The organism is Nonomuraea soli, from assembly GCF_013761175.1.
Classification (GTDB): domain Bacteria; phylum Actinomycetota; class Actinomycetes; order Streptosporangiales; family Streptosporangiaceae; genus Nonomuraea; species Nonomuraea soli.
The window spans coordinates 182,583-205,260 of sequence record NZ_JACDUR010000001.1 but is presented as its reverse complement, the minus strand read 5'-3'; the positions used below and the strand labels follow the sequence as shown (position 1 = coordinate 205,260).

Below are 22,678 nucleotides of genomic sequence, written 5' to 3'. Positions count from 1 at the left end.
GGTCAACACGGGTTGGTTCACTTGTGCCCATGGAACAACGCGGAATCGAGCCGGTACCGGCGGAGGAGAGGTACGGCAGGCCGCGTGACCTGTTCTTCCTCTGGACCGGCACCACGATGGGCATCTTCACCCTCGTCTACGGCACCGTCCTCATCGCCTTCGGGCTCTCCTTCCCCCAGGCCGTGGCCGCCATCGTCGTCGGCAACCTGCTGGCCTTCCCGCTCGTCGGCCTGACGAGCCTGCAGGGCCCGGCCACCGGCACCGCGACCATGGCCGTCTCGCGTGCCGCCTACGGCACGAAGGGCGCGCGGGCGCTGAGCTTCTTCGGCTGGCTCAACATGGTCGGCTTCGAGGCCGGCGGCATGGTGCTGATCACGTTCGCGTCGCTCACGCTGCTGGAGCAGGCCGGGGTGGCCACCTCCACCGGGGTGAAGATCGTGGTGATCCTGGTCGCGGCGGCGATCCAGCTGGTGTTGCCGCTCATCGGGCACGCGGCGGTCATGAAGGCGCAGAAGTACTTCACCTGGGTCTTCGTCGCCCTGTTCGCCGTCATGGCGGTCATCGTCACCCCGAAGGTCACCCTCCAGCCGTCCGGGGGCGCCGACTTCGCCACGTTCACGATGGCCGTGGCGCTGGTCATGTCGGCGGGCGGCCTGTCGTGGGGCCCGCTGGGCGGCGACTACTCGCGCTACCTGCCCTCCGGCAGCAGCAAGAAGGCCGTCTTCGGCTGGGCCTTCCTGGGCGGCTTCCTGCCGTACGTGCTGCTCATGACGCTGGGCGCGGCCGTGGCCACCGTGGTGGCCGAGGCGGGCGACCCGATCTCGGGGCTGCCGAGCGCCCTGCCCGGCTGGTTCGTCGTGCCGTACCTGGTGCTGGCGATCGTCACGCTGTTCGCGGTCAACACCACCGACCTGTACTCCTCGGGCCTGAACCTACAGGCGGCGGGCATCAAGCTGAAGCGTTCGACGGCGGTCGTGCTCGACCTGGTGATCTGCGTCATCATCACCTATGTGGCGGTGATGTCGGAGAACTTCAACTCCATGCTCAACACCTTCCTCGGCCTGCTGATCATCTGGCTGGCGCCGTGGGCGGGGGTGTACGTGACCGACTGGCTGCGCCGCGGGGGCGTCTACGACACCGGCGCTTTGTTCTCCGCCGCCGAGCCGTACCGCTGGCCGGCTCTGATCGCGCAGGCCGCAGGCATGGTCGTGGCCGCGCTGTCGATCAACTCGACGCTCTACGCCGGGCCGATCGCCACGCTGCTCGGCGGCGCCGACGTCTCGATCTTCCTCGGTCTCCTGGTCGCCGGCGGCCTGTACGCCGCCCTCGACCGCAGGCCCGTCCGCGTTCTGGAGGTGGCGGCATGACCCTGCTCGACGTCGCGTACGGCAGGCGGCCCGCTGACACGGTCATCGTCAACGGCATCCTGGTCAACGTCCTGACCGGCGAGCTCTACCCGGCCGAGGTCGGGATCTTCGAGGGGCGCGTCGCCTACGTGGGCCAGGCCCGCGAGCACGGCCCCGGCGCGGAGGTCATCGACGCCCGCGGCGGTTACCTGGTGCCCGGCCTCATCGACGGCCACCTGCACATCGAGTGCAGCAAGCTCTCCGTCACCAGCTTCGCCGACCTGGTCGTGCCGTTCGGCACCACCAGCGTCGTCTCGGGCCTGGACCAGATCCTCGTGGTCGAGGGCCTGCCCGGCGTGCGGCGTTTCCTCGACGAGTCGAAGCGCACGGGCATGCGCATCTGGTGGGGCGCGCCCGCCAAGGCCCCCTACACCGTGCCCCAGTCGAACGTCGGCTTCACCTTCGGCCCCGACGAGCACCGCGAGGCGCACACCTGGCCGGAGTGCGTCGGCATCTGGGAGACCGTCCAGGAGATGGTCGAGCACGGTGACCCGGCCGTGCACGAGGCGCTGGAGCTGGCCAGGAGGAACCGGCTGCCGGTGTTCGGCTGCGCCCCGCTGTCCGACGCGCGCCGCATCGCCGGGCTGGCCGCGGCCGGCATCCGCCTCGACCACGAGTCGTACTCCCACGAGGAGATGCTGGAGAAGCTGCGCCAGGGCATCTACGGCATCATCCGCGAGTCGTCGGTCGCCTTCTTCCTCGAGGAGAACATCAAGGTCGTCGAGAAGGCCGGCGCGCGCCGCATCGCCTTCTGCACCGACGACGTGCACGCGGCCGACGTGCTGGCCGGCGGCCACGTCGACAAGCTCGTGCGCATGGCGATCAAGGCAGGCGTCGACCCGGTCACCGCGATCCAGATGGCCACGGTCAACTGCGCGGAGATGTACCGCATCGACCACGAGGTCGGCAGCATCTCCCCCGGCCGCCTGGCCGACGTGCTGATCGTCGACTCGCTGGAGGACTTCCGCATCCGGGAGGTCGTCGCCGGCGGGTCGGTCGTCGCCCGTGACGGCAGGATGATCGCCCCGACGGCGCCGCCCGCCCGCGGCGAGGTCACGCCCTTCCCGGTCAGGCAGGTCACCGCCGGCGACTTCGTGCTGCGTTCCGACGCCGCCGAGGTGGACGTGCTCGCGATCGAGTTCACCGAGCAGGTCTTCGTCCGCAGGCGGCGCGACCTGCGCCTGCCGGTCGTGGACGGCGTCGTCGAGCCGAGCGTCGAGCACGACGCGCTGCTGGTGACCGTCGTGGAGAGGTACGGCAAGACGGACGGGCCCAACGCGGCCGTCGCGGTGGTCAGCGGCATGGGCCTGCGCGAGGGCGCCATCGCCACCAGCGCCGCCCCCGACGACAACAACGTCATCTGCGTCGGCGCCTCCCGCGAGGACATGGCGGTCGCCGTCAACGAGGTCGTCCGCATGGGCGGCGGCCAGGTCGTCGTGGTCGGCGGCCAGGTGCGCGAACGCCTGCCGCTGCCGATCGGCGGCATCGTCTCCGACCTGCCCGCCCACGAGATGGCCGCCGCCGAGACCCGCCTCGACGAGCTGGCCCGCGAGCTGGGCTGCCCGCTGCCCGCGCCGCTGATGTACCTGTTCTTCCTGTCCATCACCGCCATTCCCGACTACGCCGTCACCGACCTCGGTCTGGTCGACTGCGTCAACCTGGACGTCGTGGAGGTCATCCAATGAACGATTTCATCAAGGGCCTGCCCAAGGCCGAGCTGCACCTGCACATCGAGGGCACGCTGGAGCCCGAGCTCAAGTTCGAGCTGGCCGGGCGCAACGGGATCGTCCTGCCGTACGCCACGATCGAGGAACTGCGCGCGGCCTACGACTTCGACGACCTGCCCAGCTTCCTGAAGATCTACTACGAGGGCATGGGTGTGCTGCGCACCGAGCCCGACTTCTACGACCTGGCCTTCGCCTACCTGCGCAAGGCCGCCTCGCAGAACGTGCGCTACGCCGAGATCTTCTTCGACCCGCAGGCGCACACCTCGCGCGGCGTGCCGTTCGACCTCGTCATCCGCGGCCTGCGCAGGGCGATCCTCGACGCCGAGAAGCAGCTGGGGATCAGGGCGCAGCTCATCATGTGCTTCCTGCGCGACTTCCAGGCGGAGTACGCCATGGCGACGCTGCTGGAGAGCCTGCCGTACAAGGAGTGGATCGTCGGCGTCGGCCTCGACTCCGACGAGAAGGGCAACCCGCCCGCCAAGTTCGCCGCCGTCTACGCGCGTGCCCGTCAGGAGGGCTACCTGCTGACGATGCACTGCGACGTCGACCAGGAGAACTCCATCGAGCACATCCGCCAGGCCGTCGAGGACATCGGCGTCGACCGCATCGACCACGGCGTCAACATCCTGGAGAACCCCGCCCTCGTCGAGAAGGTCATCGACAGGGGCATCGGCCTGACCTGCTGCCCGATCTCCAACGGCATCGTGACCCGCTCGACCAAGGCCGCCGAGATCAAGAAGCTGCTCGGCCAGGGCGTGCGCGTGACGATCAACTCCGACGACCCCGCCTACTTCCCCGGCTACGTGGCCGAGAACCTGGCGGAGATGGGCTTCACCCAGGAGGAGCTGGTCCAGGTCCAGCGCAACGCCTTCGAGATCACCTGGCTGCCGCGCCACCTCAAGGACGCCTTCCTGGCCGAGCTGGAGGAGTACGCCGCCCGCTAGCCCGAGCAGGCCTGCAGGCGCAGGCCGACGCGGACGCGGGTGCCGCCCGCCTCGCGTTTGACCTCCGACCAGCCGCCCAGCGCGGCGGCCCGGTCGGCGATCGAGCCCAGCCCGGTCCCCCTGCGGGGGCCGGGCACCGGCGAGGCCCCCGTGAGGCCGTTGTCCTCCACGGTCACGATCAGCTCGCCGGCGCTCAGTTCCAGGCCCACCACGGCGCGGGTGGCGTGGGCGTGCTTGACCACGTTCGTGAGCGCCTCGCCGACGATCTGGTAGGCGACCGTCCCCACCTGGAGCGGCAGTCCGCGCAGCGCCGCCTGGTCGGCCCTGACCTCGATGCGCAGCGGCCCCACGCCGAGCCGCCCGGCCAGCCACGTCACCGCTCCGTACAGTCCGCGTTCCTCCAGTTCCGTGGGGATGAGCCGGTCGATGAGCCGCCTGGTCAGCACCGACATCTCGTTGACGCCTCCCGCGAGTTGCTCGATCACCCGCTCGGGCGAGGCGCAGTCGCCCGAGCGGAGCGTGTCGCACAGCAGCCGCAGCGCCGAGATGTGCGGGCCGAGGCCGTCGTGCAGGTCGCGGTAGAGGCGCCGCCGCTCCATCTCCCACGAGCGGATCAGCTGCTCGCGGGCGGCCCTGACCTCCTCCAGCAGTTGCAGCGCCGCCAGGGCGGGTGTGGCCTGCCCGGCCAGCAGGGTGATCAGCTCGGCCTCGCGCGCCGGCAGCCGCCCCTCGTCGGGGCCGAGCACGCGCAGCCTGCCGATCACGCGTTCCTGGTAGCTGAGCTCGAAGCACTCGCCGAGCTCGACCGGCTCGCCGGCGGAGGCGAGCGTCACCGACTCCGACGGCCTGGCCTCGACCTCCAGCCGCGCTCCCGGCATGCCCAGGTCCTCGACGACGCTCCGGCAGACGGCTCCCGGCACCTCCTGCGGCTCGGGCGCCCTGTCCAGCCGCTCGGCCAGGGCTCGCACCGCCTCGTGCGGGCGCACGCCCGCTCCGAAGAACAACCCTTCGAGCTTGCGTACGGCCCAGCCGCCCACGGGCCTGACGCCCATGCCGACGGTCAGGACGGCCGCGCCCAGGATCTCGGCGCGCACCCCTTCCACGTAGTAGGCGGTGACTCCGAGGAAGAGCAGGTCGAGCAGAGCGAGCACGGCCACGGTGGAGTACACCACGAGCATGCGCCTGGTGCCGCGTTCGAGGTGCCACAGCCGGGCCCTGCCGACGGTCCAGGCGGTGAGCCCGAGGCCGAGCAGGGCTCCGGCCAGCGCGGCGGGGAAGGCGAGGCTCTCGCCCCAGATCTCGGAGATGAACAGCACGCTCCACACGACGTAGGCGCCGGTCAGCCGCAGCCGCCTGGCCGGGGTGCCATGGGCGCCGGCGAGGATCGTCGCGGCGACCAGCAGCCCGAGCGCGCTGTAGAGCTCGCGCTGGTGTTCCAGCAGCCAGCCGTACAGCGGACCGGCGGATTCCGGCATCAGCCCGGACGAGCGCGCGGCTGCGGCCGCGATCGCCCGCTGCGCCCCGAGCCCCTGCTCGACCACCTGGAAGGCGGCCACGACCGCGCAGACCGCCCAGGCGAGGGACCTGCGTGCCGTGATGCCGGGCAGCCAGAGAGGCGCGGTCAGGACGAAGGTGCCGCGGATGATCGCGGCCGCCAGGTGGATCCAGGGGTCGAGGGGCAGCTCGGCCAGTGCTGTCAGCACGCGCAGCGGTTCCTCGGCGACGTAGGCCACCCCGACGAGCATCAGCCAGCCGCCGAGGCGCGGCCGGATGCGGCCGGCCAGCAGCAGGAATCCGGCCGTGTAGAGCGGCAGGCCGAGCAGGAGCCAGACGGCCGCCCGCTCCAGGCGCTCCGGCGGGTAGTCGAGGCTCGGGGTGAGGACCATCGCCGCCCAGCCCGACAGCACCAGGATCAGCACGCAGCTGACGACGGTGGCCGGGCCACCCGCATCGATCTGGCGGATCGATCTCATGTGAGCTCCGGGATCAGTTAAATGAAGGCATGAATATTCGGGTGGTGATCGTGGACGATTACCCGCTCTATGTCACGGGAGTGAAAACCGCACTTTCCGATATTTCCGACATCGAGGTCATCGGTGACGCCGACACCGTCACCGCGACCGTCGAATTGTGCCGGGACAACCCTCCCGACATCGTCCTGGTCGACCTGGAACTGCACAGCGACCCGGGCGCGGGCGTCGACCTCATCGGCCGCCTGTCGGCGGAGCTGCCGCACACCAGATTCGTCGTGCTCAGTCAGTACCGCGAGCGCAGCAGGATCGCCGCCGCCGTCACCGCCGGGGCCTGCGGCTTCCTCCACAAGGAGAGCAGCCGCAGCGTGCTGGTGCAGGCGATCAGAGCCGTGGCGGAGGGGATCCACGTGCTCGATCCGAGCCTCGGCGACCACTTCCGAGAAGCGTTCGGGCAGCCGCCGAGGCCCTTCCCCGAGCTGTCCGACCGCCTGCACCAGGTCCTGGAGTTGCTGGCCGCTGGATACGGCTACTCACGCATCGCCGACACCCTGCACCTGGCGCCGGGAACGGTCCGCAACCTCGTCACGCAGCTCGTGCACGCCCTGGGGGTGCGCAACAAGGAGGAGGCGGTGGTCCAGGCCAGGGAGCGGGGCCTCGGCACTCACCTGCAGGTGTAGACCCACAGTTCGTACAGGTCGCCGCTGTGCCCGGGCGGCGGCGGGTCGATCGCCACCGCCAGGCACTCCCACTGCCGCCACCGTCCCGAGCGTTTGCCGTCGTCTCCCGCCTTGGCGCAGCCGGAGTAGGTGCGGTAGGTCTTCTCCAGCCGCGGCCCGCAGGCCTCGGCCGCCAGGCCCGCGCTCTGCATCGTCCCGGCGAGCATGGCCGCGCCCGCGAGAACCGCCGCTGCTTTGGCGATCATCATTTCTTTTCCCTTCGAGGTTGCCGACTCCTCGAAAGAATGACATCCGCCATTGTCACGCCGCCGAGCCATTCGTCATCGGCGGGCGTGCATTTCTCACTTCATCCGCAGCGCGAGAATGAAATCCACCCTGCCGTCCCATGAACTGAGCGAGCGCCCCGTCAGCTCCTCGATCCGCCGCAGCCGGTATCGCAGCGTGTTGACGTGGACGTGCAGCCCCGCAGCCGTCGCCGCCCAGTTGCCCGACTCCTCCAGGAACGCCTCCAGGGTCGCCAGCAGGTCGGTCTGGTGGGCGGCGTCGTAGTCTTCCAGCGGCCCGAGCAGCCGGTCGCGGAAGGAGCGCCGCAACGGGCCGGGGATGGCCGCGAGCAGGGTGCGGTGCGAGCCGGCGTCGTCGCCGGTGACCAGGCTGACCGGCGAGCCGCCGAGCGCCGCCAGGGCGTGGGCGTTCCTGGCCTCCTCCAGCAGCCCGCTCAGCGCGGCCGGGCTGGTGGTCACGCCGCTCAGCCCGAGGGTGATGCGCTCGAGCCCGGCTTCCAGGGTGCGGGCGCCGCGCAGCAGGTGCGCGGTCAGGTCCTCGGCGGAGTTGCCCGCCAGCGGCACCAGCGCCACGGCCACGCCGTCGGAGGCGGTGACCACCCCGGGCGCCAGGGGCCGCAGCAACTCGTCGAGGACGGTGACGCCGACCTCCGCCGAGGGCCCCGCGGAGGCCACCACGGCCAGCAGGCCGTGCTCGGTCTCCACGTGCAGGGTGTGCAGGCGGGAGACGACCGAGGGCAGCGCGGCGTCGCCGGACTCCAGCAGCTCCAGGAGCTGGTCGAGGACCCGCCGCTCGATGCGGTGGGCCGCCTCCAGGCGCGAGCGCTCCAGCGCCACCAGCGCGGCCAGCTCGACGATGAGGTCCTCGTGCTCGCCGGGTGTGCCCTCGTAGGCGATGAACCAGTTGGCGATGCGATGCGGTGCGCCCCGGCTGATCGGGAAGATCGACAGGCCGTCGGCCATGCCGGGCAGGAAACGGGCGGTCAGGAACGCCTGCGCCAGCCGTACGGCGTCCTCTCCTGGCAGGCGCCGGGAGCTGACCACGACGCGGCCGGTGGGCGAGATGACCCAGCAGCCCACGCTCAGCTCGTCAGCCACGGCGTTGACCAGCTTGGCCAGGCTGCCGCCGTCGACCAGAGTGCTGGCCAGGCGGCGCCGCGAGCCGTACCTGGCCTTCGGAGGAGAGGCGAGCAGCGCCCGCAGGACGTGTTCGGTGACGACGCTGAACGGCACGTCCACCGGCAGGGTCAGCAGGGGCAGCCCGGCCGCCGCGCAGGCGTCGATGAGATCGTCTGGCACCACCTTCAGCGCGGTGCCAGAGACCAGGGCGGCCACCTCGCCGAGCGCCGCCACGAACCGTTGCGAGGAGGCGGGCCCGGTGTGCCAGGTCAGCTCGGTCATCACCAGCTCACCCGGCTTGACGAAGCGGCCCGGCTCGATCAGGTCGGTCGTCGAGACGCCGCGCACCTGCCGGTCGAGCAGGTCGTGCCCGGTCAGCACCTTCAGCGCCAGATGGTCGGCCTGCAGCAGCTCCCTCAGCCGCATGGCCAGCCCTCCAGGCGCCAGGCGGCGTCCCAGTACATCCACTCGAAGCGGGCGGTGGTCAGGGCGACGTCGAGCAGGGCAGGATCGGGCTCCAGCGAGTCGAGCAGGTCGAGCACGCCCGACACCGTCTCCTGGTACTCCTCGCCTCCGTAGGTCTCGATCCACCAGGCGTACAGCGGGTCGGGCGAGGAGGAGGCCAGCAGCCGCTCCCCCACCTTGGCGTAGATCCAGTAGCAGGGCACGATCGCCGCCAGCGCCTCGGGGAAGGTGCCCAGCGAGCACGCGCGCACCAGATAGGAGGCGTAGCCGACCGTGGTCGGCCCGGGTCCCTGCTTACGGGCGTCGGCCTCGGCCAGGCCGAAGGCCTGCAGCAGCTCCACCACCAGGCTGTGCTCGACCTCGACGGTGCGGGCGGCGTCGGTGGCGAAGCGGTGGATCGCGGCCGGGCCGGGGGCACGCGAACCGCAGGCGGCCAGGGCACGGGCGTAGTCGGGCAGGAAGTGCGCCTCCTGCACCACGTAGTGGCGGAAGGCCTCGCGCGGCAGCGAGCCGTCGGTCAGCCCGGTCAGGAACGGGTGCGCGACGATGTCACGGTAGACCGGCTCGATGACCTGCCACAGCTCTGCGCGAATCACTGACAGATGCTACCCGCACCCAGCTCCGCCGCCAGGCCGGTCTGCTGGTAGAGCACCGTGCGGCCGTTCCTCCTGCGGCTGACCAGCCTGGCCTCCCGCAGCACCGTCAGGTGCTCGCTCACCGCGGCCGCCGTGATGCCGAGCCGTACGGCCAGCTCCGTGGTGGTGTGCGGCAGGTCGAGCAGGGACAGGATGGCCGCCCGGTTACGGCCCATCAGCCTCACCAGCGGCTCGGAGACCGGCGTCGCCTGCCAGGTCAGGGCGACCCCGCGCGGCGCGTACACCAGCGTGGGCTCGCAGTCGCCGTGCGCGGCCAGCAGGCCGGGGTAGCCGAACACGCACGGGATGAGCAGCACGCCCACGCCCCTGGCCGGCAGGCACTCGTCGACCTGGGGCTTCCTGATGCGCAGCAGCCCGTCGTGGTACTCGACGTCGGGATGCAGGCCGGTCAGCACCGCGGCCAGGCCGCCGGTGGTCAGCGCGGCCGTCCGGTAGCCGAGGTCGTCGTCGTGGACGGCGCGCAGCCTCGGCCAGACCGGCTCGATCGCCGCCGCCCAGTAGGCCGCCACCTCGTCGCGCAGGCTCGGGCCGAGCCCTTCGAGCTCCTTCTCGAAGTGCTCCGCCGGCTCCGTCAGCAGCTCCTCCGGCACGTGGCGCAGATCGGCCAGGAGCACGGGCAGCCGGTTCAGCACGCGCCTGCCGTGCGGGGCCAGCGACTGCAGCCACGGACGGTGCACGTGCCGGTCGCCCGCGCCGAGCAGCAGCCGCACGCTGGCCAGGAGTTCCAGCATCGGGGAACGGCCGAAACGCACGCGGGCGACGTCGTGCGGGCCGAGCCGGTACTCGATCACAAGGCCCAGCCTAATCCTGGGCGCGGCGCCCGAGTTCGCCGATGCTGGCCTGCATGGCAGAGTTCGACTTTCTCGTCGGCGTGTTCGACGTCCGCAACCGGCGCAAGGCCGTCGCCTCGCTGATCGCCGACCCGGCGGCCACCGTCGCGGCGGGCTGGGAGCAGTTCCCCGCGGTCAACACCGGCGCCGCCTTCCTCGGCGGGCAGGTGGTGGTGGATGAGTACGCCGCCGTGCTGCCCGACGGACGCGAGATGGCCTTCGTCGACGTGCACGCGCACGATCCGGGCACGGGCCGGTGGAGCAACGCCATCCACGCCCGCGGTCACGCCCCCGACTGGAGCCTTCACGTGGGCAGGTTCGAGAACGGGGTCGGCACGTTCTACCAGGAGCTCGACGGCCTGCGTATGCGGCACACCTGGGACCTCGTCACCCCGGCGTCGGCCCGCTTCCGCCAGGCCTTCTCGACCGACGGCGGCGCCACCTGGCACGACAACTGGATCATGGAGCTGTCGCGGCGCGCATGACCACCCGGGGCGCCAGCTCGATGCCCAGCTCGCGCTCGTGCTCCACCAGGGCTCGCAGCTCCGGGCCCCACGCGGGCTCGGGCACGACGGCGAAGCCGTGCCTGGTGTACCAGGGGGCGTTCCACGGCACGTCGCGGAAGGTCGTCAAGGTCACGCCCGGCGCGCCCACGGCCAGCGCGTGGTCGAGCACCGCGGCCATCAGCCGGCCGCCGATGCCCCGCCGCATGCGCGCGGGATGCACGGCCAGCTGGTCGAGATGCACGTGACCGTCGATCCACCCGAGCATCGCGAACCCGGCGGGCGGATCGCCCTCCACGAGCACCCGCCCAGGGTCGCCGGCCTCCTCGATCATGGTCGTGCCCGGCGGGAAGACGATGCCCACCTCGGCGAACAGGCCGTCGGCCGCCCGCTCGATCTGCGCCAGCTCCGGCAACTCGCCCAGCTCAGCCCACCGAACCATTGGCCCCTCGTAGCGTAAGGTGATGATCGAGAGCCTGGCTGTGCGGAGCCGGGCAACCCCCCTCTTTGTGGTTGAGTCTGCCCACGGTCGGGTGCCGTGGGCAACTCACTTTCACAGGTCGAGCAGGTGCTCCAGGCCCACGGTCAGCCCCGGCAGCTCGGCGACCCTGCGCACACCCAGCAGCACGCCCGGCGTGAAGCTGGCGCGGTTCATCGTGTCGTGGCGAATCGTCAGGATCTCGCCGTCGCCGCCCAGGATGACCTCCTGGTGGGCGATCAGCCCGGCCAGGCGTACGGCGTGCACGTGCACACCCCGCACGTTCGCGCCCCGGGCGCCGTCGAGCTCGGTGCTGGTCGCGTCGGGCATCGGCCCCACACCCGCCTTCGAGCGCGCCTCCGCCACCAGCTCGGCCGTACGGCGGGCGGTGCCGGACGGAGCGTCGGCCTTGTTCGGGTGGTGCAGCTCGACGATCTCCACCGAGTCGAAGTAGCGCGCCGCCTGCTGCGCGAAGTGCATCATCAGCACCGCGGCGATGCCGAAGTTGGGCGCGATCAGGCAGTTGGCGCCGCCGGAGGTCCAGCGCCCGACCTGCTGCAGCCGGGCCTCGTCGAAGCCGGTGGTGCCGACCACGGCGTGGATGCCGTGGGACAGGGCCCACTCGAGGTTGCCCATGACGACGTCGGGGTGGGTGAAGTCGACCACCACCTGCGCGTCGCGCAACCCCTCGATGGGGTCGTCCTTGTCGATCGCCGCCACCAGCTCGGTGTCGGCGGCAGCCTCGACGGCCTTGCAGACTTCCTGACCAACGCGCCCTCTGGCGCCAAGCACTCCTACCCGGATCACAGGGTCAGGCTACTGGACTCCCCAGGGGCGGCGAAGGTTGCCATGAGCTGTGTGCACTTGTGCATAGAAGCGCTCGCCTGACGGGCGCACATTGGCCGGTGCCGCCTCAGTCCAATCCCTCATGTCCCGAGAGGACGACCCATGAGAATCGTCATTGGGCTGCTCGTGGCCGCGTTCCTGGTGGCTCCGGCCCCGGCCGGAGCGCAGGCCGCACCGCCGTACGACGCCACCTCCGTCATCGTCAAGTATCGCGCCGACGTCCCCGACACCAGGCGCCGCGACCTCGAGCGGCGCTCGGGTGTCAGCCGGCTGCGCGCCCTGCGCACCGGCGCCGACCTGCTCCGCACCGACCAGGACCCGGCCCAGGTGGCCGCCGGGCTCAGCCGCGACCCCGCGGTGGAGTACGCCGAGCCCAACTACCTCATCCGGATCGGATCGGTCCCGCCGCCCATCTTCCCCGCCGACCCCGACTTCGCCGACCAGTACCACCTGCACAACACCGGCCAGACCGGCGGCATCGCCGACGCCGACATCGACGCGCCCGAGGGCTACTTCACCCTGGCCCAGGCCGGCATCCCCGGCGCGCCCGTCAAGGTCGGCATCGTCGACACCGGCATCGACATCGACCACGAGGACCTCGCGGCCAACGTGATCGGCTGCGCCCGCTCCACCGGGCTGTTCAACGGCGGCATCGTCGAAGGCAGCTGCAAGGACGGCAACAACCACGGCACCCACGTGGCCGGCATCGTCGCCGCCCGCGTCAACAACGGCCAGGGCGGCGCCGGGGTGGCCTTCAACGCCCGGCTCATCATCTGCAAGGCCTTCGACAACAACGGCAGCGGCTCGGTGGCCGACGTCTCCGACTGCCTGCTGTGGACCTGGCAGCAGGGCGCCAAGGTGATCAACATGAGCTTCGGCTTCGGCGCCGACTCCGCCACGCTGCGCCAGGCCATCGAGAACGTCTTCCAGCTCGGCCTGGTCCAGGGGGCGACCCTGGTGGCCGCGGCGGGCAACGTGCTACCCGGCCAGCAGGGCACCCAGGTCTTCCCCGCGGCCTACTCGCAGGTGATCGCCGTCTCGGCCACCAACGACCGTGACAACCTGGCCACCTTCGGCAGCGGCCAGGTCTCCAACACCGGCACGTTCGTCGACGTGGCGGCTCCCGGAGACGACGTGCTGTCGTCCATCGTCGGCGACGCCTACGACGAGTTCGACGGCACCTCGATGGCGGCCCCCATCGCCACGGGCGTAATCGCCGCCATCCGCTCCCGTTTCCCGGCCTTCAGCGCCCAGGGAGCCTTCAACCGGCTCATCGCCACCGTCGATGACCTGGGCATACCGGGACGCGACAACGCCTTCGGGCACGGGCGGGTCAACCTGTGCAACGCGCTGGCCACCACGGCGGCGCAGGAGTGCCCATAGCGGCATCTTGCGGGCGGGGGCACCGGGTCTCATAATCATCCCCGGAGAGCCAGGAATCGCACGGGGTGGAGCGCGGTCCTGAGCTGCTCACGGGGGTGGTTCGCCGGGTGGGGCCGGTGGTCTGCGTCTGTTCACCATGCACCGGTGCGGTCCCGTCGTGGCCCGCACCGTTGCGGAGCGCTGAAGAAGGGCCGGACCGTGACAATCGGAAGCGAGCAACCGCGGACCTTTTCCGGTTTGCTGGAGTACGACCTGGTGAGCTGGTCACAGCGCACCTGCATCGAGGTGGAGATCTGGGCGCTGCCCTCGCAGGACCTGACCGGTCCCGCGGCCGATCGGGCGCGCGAGACGGTGCGGGCCGCGCTGGCCGAAGTAGAACGGTTCGGCCGGGCCAAGACGGTGTCGTTCGCCCTGACCATGCACCGGGGTGGCCTGCGGCTGACCGTCGCCGACGAGGGAGCGGTCAAGCCGGAGGAGGAGGTGCGCGGCCGGCGCACCACCACCGGGCTCACCATCAGCAGGATCCCCGGTGGCGGCACCACCATCGGCGCCGTGATCAGGGTCAGCTGATCGCCGAGGAGAAGTCCTTGTCGCCGTAGGGCCCGATCACGGCGAGCGTGAGCGGACGCTTGAGCACGTCGCGGGCCACGGCGAGGATCTCGTCGGGCGTGACCTCGTCGATCCTGGCGAGCACGTCGTCGACCGACAGCAGCTCGTCGTAGACGAGCTCGTTCTTGCCGATCCTCGACATGCGCGAGCCGGTGTCCTCCAGGCCGAGCACGAGCCCGCCGCGCATCTGGCCCTTGCCGCGCACCAGCTCCTCGTCGGAGATGCCCTGGTCGACGACGCGGGCGACCTCGTCGCGGCAGATCTTCAGCACTTCGTCGATCTTGGACGGCAGGCACCCGACGTAGATGCCGAACTGCCCGGTGTCGGCGTAGGCCGAGGTGTAGCTGTAGGCGGAGTAGGCCAGGCCCCGCTTCTCGCGGATCTCCTGGAACAGGCGCGACGACATGCCGCCGCCCAGGGCCGCGTTGAGCACGCCGAGCGCGAACCGGCGGTCGTCGGTGCGCGACATCGCCGTGGTGCCCAGCACCAGGTTGGCCTGCTCGGTGGGCCGGTCGAGCACCCTCACCCCGGAGCGCGGCGCGACACCCGGGCCCTCGATCCGCGGCGGCACCGCCTCGGCGGGGCCGCCGAGCGCCCCCGCCCGGCCGTAGGCCTTGGCGACCAGCTCGACGACCTGCTCGTGGCGGATGTTGCCGGCCACGGAGACGACAGTACGGCTGGGCAGGTAGTAGCGGCGGTAGTACTCGAGGATCCGGTCGCGCTGCAGCGTGTTGATCGACTCCACGGTGCCCAGGATCGGCCGGCCGATGGGCGAATCGCCGTACAGCTCGGCCGAGAACTGCTCGTGCACCACGTCGGAGGGATCGTCGTCGTGCATGGCGATCTCCTCCAGGATCACGCCCCGCTCGGCGTCGACGTCGTCGAGGTCGATCAGCGAGCTGGTCACCACGTCGGCGAGCACGTCGACCGCCACCGGCAGGTCCTCGTCGAGGACCCGCGCGTAGTAGCAGGTGTACTCCTTGGCGGTGAAGGCGTTGATCTCACCGCCGATGCCCTCGATCGAGGCGGAGATCTCCATCGCGTCGCGGCTGGGCGTGCCCTTGAACAGCAGGTGTTCCAGGAAGTGGGTGGCACCCATGTGCTCGGGCGCCTCGTCGCGCGAACCGATGCCGACCCACATGCCCACCGCCACGCTGCGCACGGTCGGCATGGTCTCGGTCACCACTCGCAGCCCTCCCGGCAGGATGGTGCGTTTGACCGTGCCTACGCCTTCCCTGCCCGGGTGGAGGGTGGTCTCGATCAACGCGCGCTCCTTCTGCCCGGGCGCCGACTTCGTCGTCGTCACATCGCCCACTGTACGGCTGCGCCGTACGTACTCCGTACTCCCTCGGAAGCCTCGTACTGGAGGCTTGCGCCAAAAGTCCTTTTCACGGGCCGCGTGGGCCTCCCAAAAAAGCGACCGCGCGGCCGGCTTCGGCCGCGCGGTCGTGATGCCCCTCGTTACGAGTTGCGGTCGTCGCCGTCGGCCGGGCGGCGGGTCCGCACGCGGGTGCGGGTGCGGCGCGGCTTGTCGTCGCCCGAGGACGCCTCGGCGGCCTCGGCGGCGGGCTCGTCACCCGCTGCGCCCCTGGCCTCCTTCTCGGCGGCTTCCTTCTCGATGACCTCGACCGGGACCAGCGAGAGCTTGCCACGCGAGTCGATCTCGGCGATCTCCACCTGGATCTTCTCGCCGACGTTCATGACGTCCTCGACGTTCTCGATGCGCTTGCCGCCGTGCAGCTTGCGGATCTGGGAGACGTGGAGCAGGCCGTCCTTGCCGGGCATGAGGCTCACGAAGGCGCCGAAGGAGGCGATCTTCACGACCGTGCCCAGGTAGCGCTCGCCGACCTCCGGCATGTGGGGGTTGGCGATCGCGTTGATGGCGCTACGCGCGGCCTCCGCAGCCGGGCCGTCGGTCGCGCCGATGTAGATGGTGCCGTCGTCCTCGATCGTGATCTCGGCGCCGGTGTCGTCCTGGATCTGGTTGATCATCTTGCCCTTCGGCCCGATGACCTCGCCGATCTTGTCGACCGGGACCTTGATGGTGATGATGCGCGGCGCGGTCGGGTTCATCTCCGCCGGAGAGTCGATCGCCTCCTGCATCACGTCGAGGATCGCCAGACGCGCGCCCTTGGCCTGCTTGAGGGCGGCGGCCAGGACGCTGGCCGGGATGCCGTCGAGCTTGGTGTCGAGCTGGAGGGCGGTGATGACCTCCTTGGTACCGGCGACCTTGAAGTCCATGTCGCCCATGGCGTCTTCCGCACCGAGGATGTCGGTCAGGGTGATGAAGGTGTCGCCCTCACCGATGAGGCCCATCGCGATGCCAGCGACCATCTCGCGCAGCGGCACACCGGCGTCGAGCAGTGCCATGGTGGAGGCGCAGACCGAGCCCATCGAGGTCGAGCCGTTGGAGCCCAGCGCCTCGGAGACCTGGCGGATCGCGTAGGGGAACTCCTCACGCGTCGGCAGGACCGGGATCAGCGCCCGCTCGGCCAGCGCGCCGTGACCGATCTCGCGGCGCTTGGGCGAGCCCACCCGGCCGGTCTCACCGGTGGAGTAGGGCGGGAAGTTGTAGTTGTGCATGTAGCGCTTGGTCTTCTCGGGGTTGAGAGTGTCGACCATCTGCTCCATGCGCAGCATGTTCAGCGTCGTGACGCCCAGGATCTGCGTCTCGCCGCGCTCGAACAGGGCCGAGCCGTGCACGCGCGGGATCACGTGGACCTCGGCGGACAGGGCGCGGATGTCCTTCGGGCCGCGGCCGTCGATGCGCACGCCGTCCTTGATGACGCGCTCGCGCATGAGCTTCTTCATCACGCTGCGGAAGGCGGCGGACAGCTCCTTCTCGCGGCCCTCGAACTCCGGCAGCAGCTTCTCGCCGAGCGTCGACTTGACGCGCTCGAGCTCGGTCTCGCGCTCCTGCTTGCCCGCGATGGTCAGCGCGGCCGACAGGTCGCCCTTGACCGCGGCCTCGACCGCGGCGTAGGCGTCGTCCTGGTAGTCGAGGAAGACGGGGTAGTCGGCCGTCTCCTTGGCCGCGACCTTGGCGACCTTGTTCTGCGCCTCGCACAGCACCTTGATGAAGGGCTTGGCGGCCTCGAGGCCCTGCGCGATGGTCTCCTCGGTCGGCGCGACCGCGCCATTGGCGACCAGCTTCAGCGTGTCCTTGGTGGACTCGGCCTCGACCATCATGATCGCGACGTCGCCGTCGTCGAGGACGCGGCCGGCGACCACCATGTCGAAGGTGGCGCGCTCCAGCTCGGGGTGCGTCGGGAAGGCCACCCACTGGCCGTCGATCAGCGCCACGCGCACGCCGCCGATCGGGCCCGAGAAGGGCAGCCCGGCGAGCTGGGTCGACAGCGACGCGGCGTTGATCGCCACGACGTCGTAGAGGTGGTCGGGGTTCAGGGCCATGATGGTGGCCACGACCTGGATCTCGTTGCGCAGGCCCTTGACGAACGACGGGCGCAGCGGCCGGTCGATCAGGCGGCAGGTGAGGATGGCGTCCTCGGACGGACGGCCCTCACGGCGGAAGAACGAGCCGGGGATACGGCCCGCGGCGTACATGCGCTCCTCGACGTCGACCGTGAGCGGGAAGAAGTCGAGATTGTCCCTGGGGGACTTCGAGGCGGTGGTCGCGGACAGGACCATCGTCTCGCCGTCGAGATAGGCGACGGCGGAACCCGCCGCCTGGCGCGCGAGCCGGCCCGTCTCGAACCGGATCGTGCGCGTGCCGAATGCGCCGTTGTCGATGACGGCTTCAGCGGTGTGGACACCCTCCACGGGGGACCTCCTTCGGTCAGTAGGTCTCCCGCGCCCTCAAGAAATCACCGGCACCCTCGTGTAGGTGCAGCGCCGGTCATCGATCGAAGCGCCCGGTCTTTCGACCGGAAGCCACTACCGAGGACCGGCCCGCATGCGTCGCGGGTCGCTAGGTGCTCGTGCGGACGCGGGGGCATTAGTGTCTCGGATCTTAAGTTGTCTAAAGGAGAAGGGAGCGGCGAAACGCCGCTCCCTTGTCACACTATCGGCGCAGACCGAGGCGCTCGATGAGCGAACGGTAGCGCTCGATGTCCTTGTTCTGCAGGTACTTCAGCAGGCGGCGACGCCGGCCGACCAGCAGGAGCAGACCACGACGGCTGTGGTGGTCGTGCTTGTGGGACTTGAGGTGCTCGGTCAGCTCGCTGATGCGCTTGCTGAGCAGCGCGATCTGGACCTCGGGGGAACCCGTGTCGCTGTCGCCCTTGGCGTACTCAGCGATGATTGCCTTCTTGGCAGTGGTGTCGAGGGACACGACTCTCCTTGAACTATGCGGACACGCTGGATCGAATGCGAGCGACCGTGCGTGCCGACAGTCGCCGCGATGAAGGCATCCAGGGCGGCGTGGAACGCAGCCATTACAGAGCCGACATGCAAGGTTACCATCGCGGTACACCTGGTCGCACATCGTTGTTCACGCGCCGCGCGTCAGGTCCCTCGCCTGGTCGACGTCGGCGTTGATCTGGTCGACGAGCGCCTCGATGGAGTCGAACCTGGTGTTGCCGCGCAACCGGGCGGCGAACTCCACGGCCACGTGCGTGCCGTACAACTCCAGGTCGTCGCGGTCGAGCGCGTAGGCCTCCACCGTACGCGGCACGCCCTCGAACGTCGGGTTGGTGCCCACCGAGATCGCGGCAGGCCAGCGCACGCCGTCGTAGGCGGCGGGCAGGTTGCCGACCGGGATGCAGCGCAACCAGCCCGCGTAGACGCCGTCGGCCGGGATGGCCGTGTGCGGCGGCGACTCCACGTTGGCGGTGGGGAAGCCGAGCTGGCGTCCGCGCTGGTAGCCGCGCACGACGACGCCCTCGACCCGGTGCGGGCGGCCGAGCGCCTCCGCAGCCGCGCCGACGTCGCCCTCCGCCAGCAGCTCGCGCACGCGCGTCGCCGACACCCCGGGAACCAGCGGCACCACCTCGGCGGTGAAGTCGTGCTTGTCGCCCAGCGTGCGCAAGGTCTCGACGTCGCCGGCGGCCCGGTGGCCGAAACGGAAGTTCTCCCCCGCGACGACCACCGCCGCGCGCAGGTCGTCGACGAGCAGCGACTGCGCGAACTCCTCGGGCGTGGTGCGCGACAGGCCGAGGGTGAAGTCGATCACCCGCACCTCGTCGACGCCCAGCTCGCGCAGCAGCTGCGCGCGGTGCGACGGCGTGGTCAGCCGGGACGGGTGGGAGCCGGGACGAACGACCTCGCCGGGATGGGGCTCGAAGCTGATCGCGACGCACCGCAGGCCCAGCTCGCGCGCCCGCGACACCGCGCGCTCCACCACCGCCCGGTGCCCGCGGTGCACGCCGTCGAACACGCCGATCGTGACGACCGATCTTCCAGAATCCGGCACGCCGGGCCTCCTCAACCGTCTTTGCTCATTCAAAGCGTGCCATGCGCGCCGGGATTCCCCCCAATCGAGGGGGCGATAGCATCCGCTGCATGCCTCGTTACGCACTGCTGATCCTGCCCGCCTTCAACCGGGTCTACGGCGAGAGCGCCGTGCGCCTGACCAGGAGCGAGCTGGCGGTCTTCGGCACGGCGACCCGGTCGCCCATCTCGGCGATCGAGGAGAGCGTCATCGGCGGTGTGCCCTATGTCACCTTCGAGGCGGAGCTGTCCGAGGACGACGTGGCGCTGCTGTCGAACCTGTCGTCGGTCTACGCCGTCTTCGGCGTCGAGGGCCCGCTGCTGCGGCCCCTGGAGATGCGCCCGCTCGACCGGCTCAGCAGCGACCTGCTGACCATCCAGAAGTACGCGGGCAAGACCAACGAGCACTTCACCAAGCTGCTGCTCAACGTCACCCTGCTCGCCTCGGGGCTGCCGTTCGACGGGCGGCTGTCGGTCTTCGACCCGATGTGCGGGCGCGGCACCACCCTCAACCAGGCGCTCATGTACGGCTACGACGCCTACGGGATGGACGTCGACGCCAAGGACTTCGAGGCCTACACCGTCTTCCTCAGGCGATGGCTGAAGGACAAGCGGCTCAAGCACACCGCCGAGGTCGTGCCGGTACGCCGGGAGCGGGCGCTGGTGGGCAAGCGCCTCAACGCCTCGTTCGCGCTGTCGAAGGAGGCGCAGAAGGCCGGAGACGTGCAGCAGGTCGCCGTCGTGAACGCCGACACGCTGCGGGCTCGCGAGTTCTTCAAGCCGCGCTCCTTCGACCTCGTCGTCACCGACGCGCCGTACGGCGTGCAGCACGGCAGCAGGAGCGGCGGCGGCGGGCTGTCGCGCAGCCCCCTGGACCTCATCGCCAGGGCCGTGCCGGGCTGGGCCGAGCTGCTCAGGCCGGGCGGGGCGATCGGGATCTCGTGGAACACCTACGGCGGCGGCCGCGACGAACTGGGCGAGATCCTGGTGAAGCACGGGCTGCGCGTGCGGGAGTACCCCGACTTCGAGCACCGGGTCGACCAGGCGATCGTGCGCGACATCATGGTGGCCGTGAAGCCCGCCCGGTGAGCCCGGCCGGGCATCATCGTGGCCGTGTAGCCCGCCCGGTAAGCCCCGGCCGGCCGGGCCCGTGGTCAGTGGCCGCCGCAGCAGGTGCCCTGGTCGGCCAGCTCGAAGGGCACCAGCCCGTGCCCGCCGCCCGTGAGCAATCCCGGCGTCGTCGCCAGCGTGAGCGTGCCGCCGACTCTGACCGGCCGCAGGTGGCCCAGCGTGTCCACCCTCGCCTCAGGTCCCGGGTCCGCCCCGGCGAGCACGGTCACCCTCTCGATCGCCGACCGCCCGACCAGCGCCTCGACGGTCAGCACCCCCGTCAGCTCCTCGGCGCCGTCGAACAGCACCGCCCGGCCCCCGCCGAGCCGGTGCGCCTCGACGGCCGCCTCGCCGGGTGACAGGCCCTCCGGCAGCGGCACGGCAGCGGCCGTCTCCAGGCTGAGCTCGACGAACCCGCCGACGAAGTGCGTGCAGGCCAGCCTGACGGCCGGGCGGCCGAGCAGCGCCACGAGTTCGTGGAGCACGTGCTCGGCCCCCGGCAGGTCGCGGCGGCCCGTGGACAGGCCGATCAGGTTCATCCGACCGGCCGCACCCAGACGGGGTTGGAGTAGAACCACAGGTCGACCCAGGGGTCGGCGTCTCCCACGACGTCCATCCTGGGGCCGGCCGGGTCCACCGGCGCGCCGAGCAGGCCGACGGCGGAGTGGTTGCCGTCCGTGCCACGCACCCGCAGGTACATCGGCCGGTCCACGACGCCCACCGGATACACGAAGGTGACCTTGTTCCCGGCGTTCGCCGTCACCTCGAAGGACTTCACGACCCTGGTCGTGGGCGTGGTGAACACGTCGCGATCGGCCGCCGGGCCGGTCACGTCGCCTTGGATGACGTCCACCCTGGCCAGCTTGGGCACGAACTGCGCCCAGTTCGGGCGGGTGGCCAGGTCGACCTCGACGACCAGCTCGACCCGGCGGCCCTTGCGGACCTCCAGCGTGCCGCCCAGGGTGACGCCCCGGCGCGAGCCCGTCTCGCGCAGCCGTACGTCGAGCCCGGCGATCAGGTGGCCGTGGTCCACCCAGACACGGCCCGCGCGCAGCGCGTTCATGACCGCCGCGTAGGAGAAGTCCTCCGCGCCGACCGTGGTGCGGCTGTAGTAGCCGGGCCAGAAGTCGCCCGCGGTGAGCGTCGTCGGCTGGCCGTACACCGGGTCGTCGTGGAAACCGTTGACCTCGAAGTTGGTGCCGGGTCCCCGGGTGGCGGTCTCGCCGTAGACGACGTGCGAGTCGGAGTTGGCGGAGATCGTCCAGGGCAGGCCCTCGGCCAGGAGGCTGTCCCACAGGCCGCCGACGGTGGCGGTCATCCAGTCGAAGCCGCCGAAGGTGCGGTAGCTCTCCAGCGGGTAGCCGGGGAAGGAGGCGCCGCTCGGGCTGCCGGCGTAGAAGCCGCGGCCGCTGCCGGGGCCGAGCGGCTTGGGCATGCCCGCCGCCTGGTGGCCGGGCGCGCCCTCGAAGCCGATCGCCACGTTCGGGTCGGCGTCGCGCCAGGCCCTGATCTCGTGGGGCGAGTCGATGCCGCGCCTGGCCGGGTGGTTGGCCAGGAACAGCGCGTCGGGGATGCGCCTGTTGCGTACGGCCTGGCCGAGGAAGGCGATGCCCGCCACCGCCAGCGCCTCGTCCGCCGGGCCGCTGCCGGAGCCCTTGACCGAGCCGTCGTAGGAGTTCTCGAACTCCTTGAGCACCTCGACCTCGCGACGCCCGGGGTGCACGAAGACCGTGGCGTGCTCGGCGCCCGGGATGTTCCACTCCAGGCCCTGGAAGACGAGCACGTCCTTGTGCTCGGCCCGGGCGGCGACGATGTCGGGATTGACCTTCTCCACGCCGATCCTGGCGTGCTGCGGCCCGCCGTGGTCGGTGATCACCATCCAGTCCAGGCCGAAGGCGGCGGCGTGGCGCACGTTGTCGATCACGCGGTACATCGCGTCGCCGCTGTACTGGGTGTGGATGTGGTGGTCGCCGGACAGCCACAGGTAGCCGTTGCGCGGCTCGCGACCGTGGTCGGGGCCGGAGGCCGCGGCGGGCCCGGTGGCGGCCACGGCCGCGCCGGCCGAGGCGGCCACGGTCGCCGCGCCGAGGAGCCCGGCCCTGCGCATCAGCGAGCGCCGGGAGAGCTCGCCAGGCTCCAGTTCCTCGTCCTTCACCGACAGGTCGGCGGCGTGATCGTGAGGCGGTTCGTCGTGGTGATGGTGGTGATGCCCGTGACCCATGGGGAGTCCTTCGTACTGAGAGGGGTGCCTGACCGCACCCTCCCGCAGAAGAGAGAACT

21 protein-coding genes are annotated in these 22,678 nt (G+C 70.8%); 8 read left to right on the top strand and 13 right to left on the bottom strand.

The window, feature by feature from the left end; translation table 11 throughout:
* Positions 1-29 precede the first annotated feature (29 nt).
* The 3 genes from HNR30_RS01035 to add are packed head-to-tail and all read left to right on the top strand — an operon-like array spanning position 30 to position 4,077.
* Complete coding sequence (locus HNR30_RS01035) at positions 30-1,367, top strand: purine-cytosine permease family protein (protein WP_220133130.1); 1,338 nt, start codon at positions 30-32, stop codon at positions 1,365-1,367.
* Complete coding sequence (locus HNR30_RS01030) at positions 1,364-3,091, top strand: adenine deaminase C-terminal domain-containing protein (RefSeq protein WP_181607320.1); 1,728 nt, start codon at positions 1,364-1,366, stop codon at positions 3,089-3,091. Before HNR30_RS01035 ends, HNR30_RS01030 begins: the two co-directional genes overlap by 4 nt.
* The gene (add, locus tag HNR30_RS01025; RefSeq protein WP_181607318.1) at positions 3,088-4,077 is read left to right on the top strand and encodes an adenosine deaminase; all 990 of its coding nucleotides are present in this window, start codon (positions 3,088-3,090) and stop codon (positions 4,075-4,077) included. The genes HNR30_RS01030 and add overlap by 4 nt, the downstream gene beginning before the upstream one ends.
* Here the strand turns inward: add and HNR30_RS01020 are convergent.
* Positions 4,074-6,050 (bottom strand): sensor histidine kinase, encoded by a 1,977-nt coding sequence (locus tag HNR30_RS01020; protein WP_181607316.1) that lies wholly within the window; start codon positions 6,048-6,050, stop codon positions 4,074-4,076. The two genes, add and HNR30_RS01020, sit on opposite strands and share 4 nt — an antisense overlap.
* A gap of 29 nt (positions 6,051-6,079) precedes the next feature.
* Between HNR30_RS01020 and HNR30_RS01015 the strand changes: the two genes are divergently transcribed.
* Positions 6,080-6,727, top strand: coding sequence for a response regulator transcription factor (locus HNR30_RS01015; protein ID WP_181607314.1), 648 nt, complete (start codon positions 6,080-6,082; stop codon positions 6,725-6,727).
* On the opposite strand, the gene HNR30_RS01010 is transcribed toward HNR30_RS01015, so the two are convergent.
* The 4 genes from HNR30_RS01010 to HNR30_RS49855 form a co-directional block, all read right to left on the bottom strand.
* Complete coding sequence (locus HNR30_RS01010) at positions 6,712-6,975, bottom strand: hypothetical protein (RefSeq protein WP_181607311.1); 264 nt, start codon at positions 6,973-6,975, stop codon at positions 6,712-6,714. The genes HNR30_RS01015 and HNR30_RS01010 overlap by 16 nt on opposite strands.
* Before the next feature lie 93 nt (positions 6,976-7,068).
* Positions 7,069-8,556, bottom strand: coding sequence for a PucR family transcriptional regulator (locus HNR30_RS01005; protein ID WP_181607309.1), 1,488 nt, complete (start codon positions 8,554-8,556; stop codon positions 7,069-7,071).
* Positions 8,547-9,191: a TenA family protein gene (locus HNR30_RS01000; RefSeq protein ID WP_312894173.1), complete on the bottom strand. Its 645-nt coding sequence runs from the start codon at positions 9,189-9,191 to the stop codon at positions 8,547-8,549. The genes HNR30_RS01005 and HNR30_RS01000 overlap by 10 nt, the downstream gene beginning before the upstream one ends.
* A complete protein-coding gene (locus tag HNR30_RS49855) occupies positions 9,188-10,042 on the bottom strand; it encodes an ArsR/SmtB family transcription factor (RefSeq protein WP_181607307.1) in 855 nt (284 codons plus the stop codon). Before HNR30_RS49855 ends, HNR30_RS01000 begins: the two co-directional genes overlap by 4 nt.
* 53 nt (positions 10,043-10,095) lie before the next feature.
* Between HNR30_RS49855 and HNR30_RS00990 the strand changes: the two genes are divergently transcribed.
* Complete coding sequence (locus HNR30_RS00990) at positions 10,096-10,566, top strand: hypothetical protein (RefSeq protein WP_181607305.1); 471 nt, start codon at positions 10,096-10,098, stop codon at positions 10,564-10,566.
* On the opposite strand, the gene HNR30_RS00985 is transcribed toward HNR30_RS00990, so the two are convergent.
* Complete coding sequence (locus HNR30_RS00985) at positions 10,541-11,026, bottom strand: GNAT family N-acetyltransferase (RefSeq protein WP_181607302.1); 486 nt, start codon at positions 11,024-11,026, stop codon at positions 10,541-10,543. The genes HNR30_RS00990 and HNR30_RS00985 overlap by 26 nt on opposite strands.
* Before the next feature lie 111 nt (positions 11,027-11,137).
* Entirely contained in the window at positions 11,138-11,869 is a 732-nt protein-coding gene (gene dapB, locus HNR30_RS00980) for a 4-hydroxy-tetrahydrodipicolinate reductase (RefSeq protein ID WP_181607300.1), read from the bottom strand.
* Between the two features lie 141 nt (positions 11,870-12,010).
* Between dapB and HNR30_RS00975 the strand changes: the two genes are divergently transcribed.
* Entirely contained in the window at positions 12,011-13,291 is a 1,281-nt protein-coding gene (locus tag HNR30_RS00975; protein ID WP_181607298.1) for a S8 family peptidase, read from the top strand.
* A gap of 198 nt (positions 13,292-13,489) precedes the next feature.
* Positions 13,490-13,861 carry a hypothetical protein gene (locus HNR30_RS00970; RefSeq protein ID WP_220133129.1) on the top strand — a complete coding sequence of 124 codons (372 nt, stop codon included), beginning with the start codon at positions 13,490-13,492 and terminating at the stop codon, positions 13,859-13,861.
* Here the strand turns inward: HNR30_RS00970 and HNR30_RS00965 are convergent.
* From HNR30_RS00965 to HNR30_RS00950, 4 genes are all read right to left on the bottom strand, one after another.
* Positions 13,854-15,206 carry a M16 family metallopeptidase gene (locus HNR30_RS00965; protein WP_376771721.1) on the bottom strand — a complete coding sequence of 451 codons (1,353 nt, stop codon included), beginning with the start codon at positions 15,204-15,206 and terminating at the stop codon, positions 13,854-13,856. The genes HNR30_RS00970 and HNR30_RS00965 overlap by 8 nt on opposite strands.
* A 155-nt stretch (positions 15,207-15,361) precedes the next feature.
* On the bottom strand, positions 15,362-17,680 hold the full coding sequence (locus HNR30_RS00960; RefSeq protein WP_181607296.1) for a polyribonucleotide nucleotidyltransferase: 2,319 nt from the start codon (positions 17,678-17,680) through the stop codon (positions 15,362-15,364).
* A 241-nt stretch (positions 17,681-17,921) separates the two neighbouring features.
* Positions 17,922-18,191: a 30S ribosomal protein S15 gene (gene rpsO, locus HNR30_RS47150; RefSeq protein ID WP_312894172.1), complete on the bottom strand. Its 270-nt coding sequence runs from the start codon at positions 18,189-18,191 to the stop codon at positions 17,922-17,924.
* Between the two features lie 159 nt (positions 18,192-18,350).
* Positions 18,351-19,271 (bottom strand): bifunctional riboflavin kinase/FAD synthetase, encoded by a 921-nt coding sequence (locus HNR30_RS00950; protein WP_312894171.1) that lies wholly within the window; start codon positions 19,269-19,271, stop codon positions 18,351-18,353.
* An 89-nt stretch (positions 19,272-19,360) separates the two neighbouring features.
* Here HNR30_RS00950 and HNR30_RS00945 point away from each other — a divergent pair, with 89 nt between their 5' ends.
* Complete coding sequence (locus HNR30_RS00945) at positions 19,361-20,377, top strand: TRM11 family SAM-dependent methyltransferase (protein ID WP_181607293.1); 1,017 nt, start codon at positions 19,361-19,363, stop codon at positions 20,375-20,377.
* Between the two features lie 65 nt (positions 20,378-20,442).
* On the opposite strand, the gene HNR30_RS00940 is transcribed toward HNR30_RS00945, so the two are convergent.
* Together HNR30_RS00940 and HNR30_RS00935 are read right to left on the bottom strand one after the other, a co-directional pair.
* Positions 20,443-20,937 (bottom strand): hypothetical protein, encoded by a 495-nt coding sequence (locus tag HNR30_RS00940; RefSeq protein WP_181607291.1) that lies wholly within the window; start codon positions 20,935-20,937, stop codon positions 20,443-20,445.
* A complete protein-coding gene (locus HNR30_RS00935) occupies positions 20,934-22,619 on the bottom strand; it encodes a PHP domain-containing protein (protein ID WP_181607288.1) in 1,686 nt (561 codons plus the stop codon). Before HNR30_RS00935 ends, HNR30_RS00940 begins: the two co-directional genes overlap by 4 nt.
* Positions 22,620-22,678 lie beyond the last annotated feature (59 nt).

Coding starts and splice junctions, on each gene's coding strand:
- HNR30_RS01035 (WP_220133130.1), top strand. CDS start 30: ATGGAACAACGCGGAATCGAGCCGGTACCGGCGGAGGAGAGGTACGGC.
- HNR30_RS01030 (WP_181607320.1), top strand. CDS start 1,364: ATGACCCTGCTCGACGTCGCGTACGGCAGGCGGCCCGCTGACACGGTC.
- add (WP_181607318.1), top strand. CDS start 3,088: ATGAACGATTTCATCAAGGGCCTGCCCAAGGCCGAGCTGCACCTGCAC.
- HNR30_RS01020 (WP_181607316.1), bottom strand. CDS start 6,050: ATGAGATCGATCCGCCAGATCGATGCGGGTGGCCCGGCCACCGTCGTC.
- HNR30_RS01015 (WP_181607314.1), top strand. CDS start 6,080: ATGAATATTCGGGTGGTGATCGTGGACGATTACCCGCTCTATGTCACG.
- HNR30_RS01010 (WP_181607311.1), bottom strand. CDS start 6,975: ATGATGATCGCCAAAGCAGCGGCGGTTCTCGCGGGCGCGGCCATGCTC.
- HNR30_RS01005 (WP_181607309.1), bottom strand. CDS start 8,556: ATGCGGCTGAGGGAGCTGCTGCAGGCCGACCATCTGGCGCTGAAGGTG.
- HNR30_RS00990 (WP_181607305.1), top strand. CDS start 10,096: ATGGCAGAGTTCGACTTTCTCGTCGGCGTGTTCGACGTCCGCAACCGG.
- HNR30_RS00985 (WP_181607302.1), bottom strand. CDS start 11,026: ATGGTTCGGTGGGCTGAGCTGGGCGAGTTGCCGGAGCTGGCGCAGATC.
- HNR30_RS00975 (WP_181607298.1), top strand. CDS start 12,011: ATGAGAATCGTCATTGGGCTGCTCGTGGCCGCGTTCCTGGTGGCTCCG.
- HNR30_RS00945 (WP_181607293.1), top strand. CDS start 19,361: ATGCCTCGTTACGCACTGCTGATCCTGCCCGCCTTCAACCGGGTCTAC.
- HNR30_RS00940 (WP_181607291.1), bottom strand. CDS start 20,937: ATGAACCTGATCGGCCTGTCCACGGGCCGCCGCGACCTGCCGGGGGCC.
- HNR30_RS00935 (WP_181607288.1), bottom strand. CDS start 22,619: ATGGGTCACGGGCATCACCACCATCACCACGACGAACCGCCTCACGAT.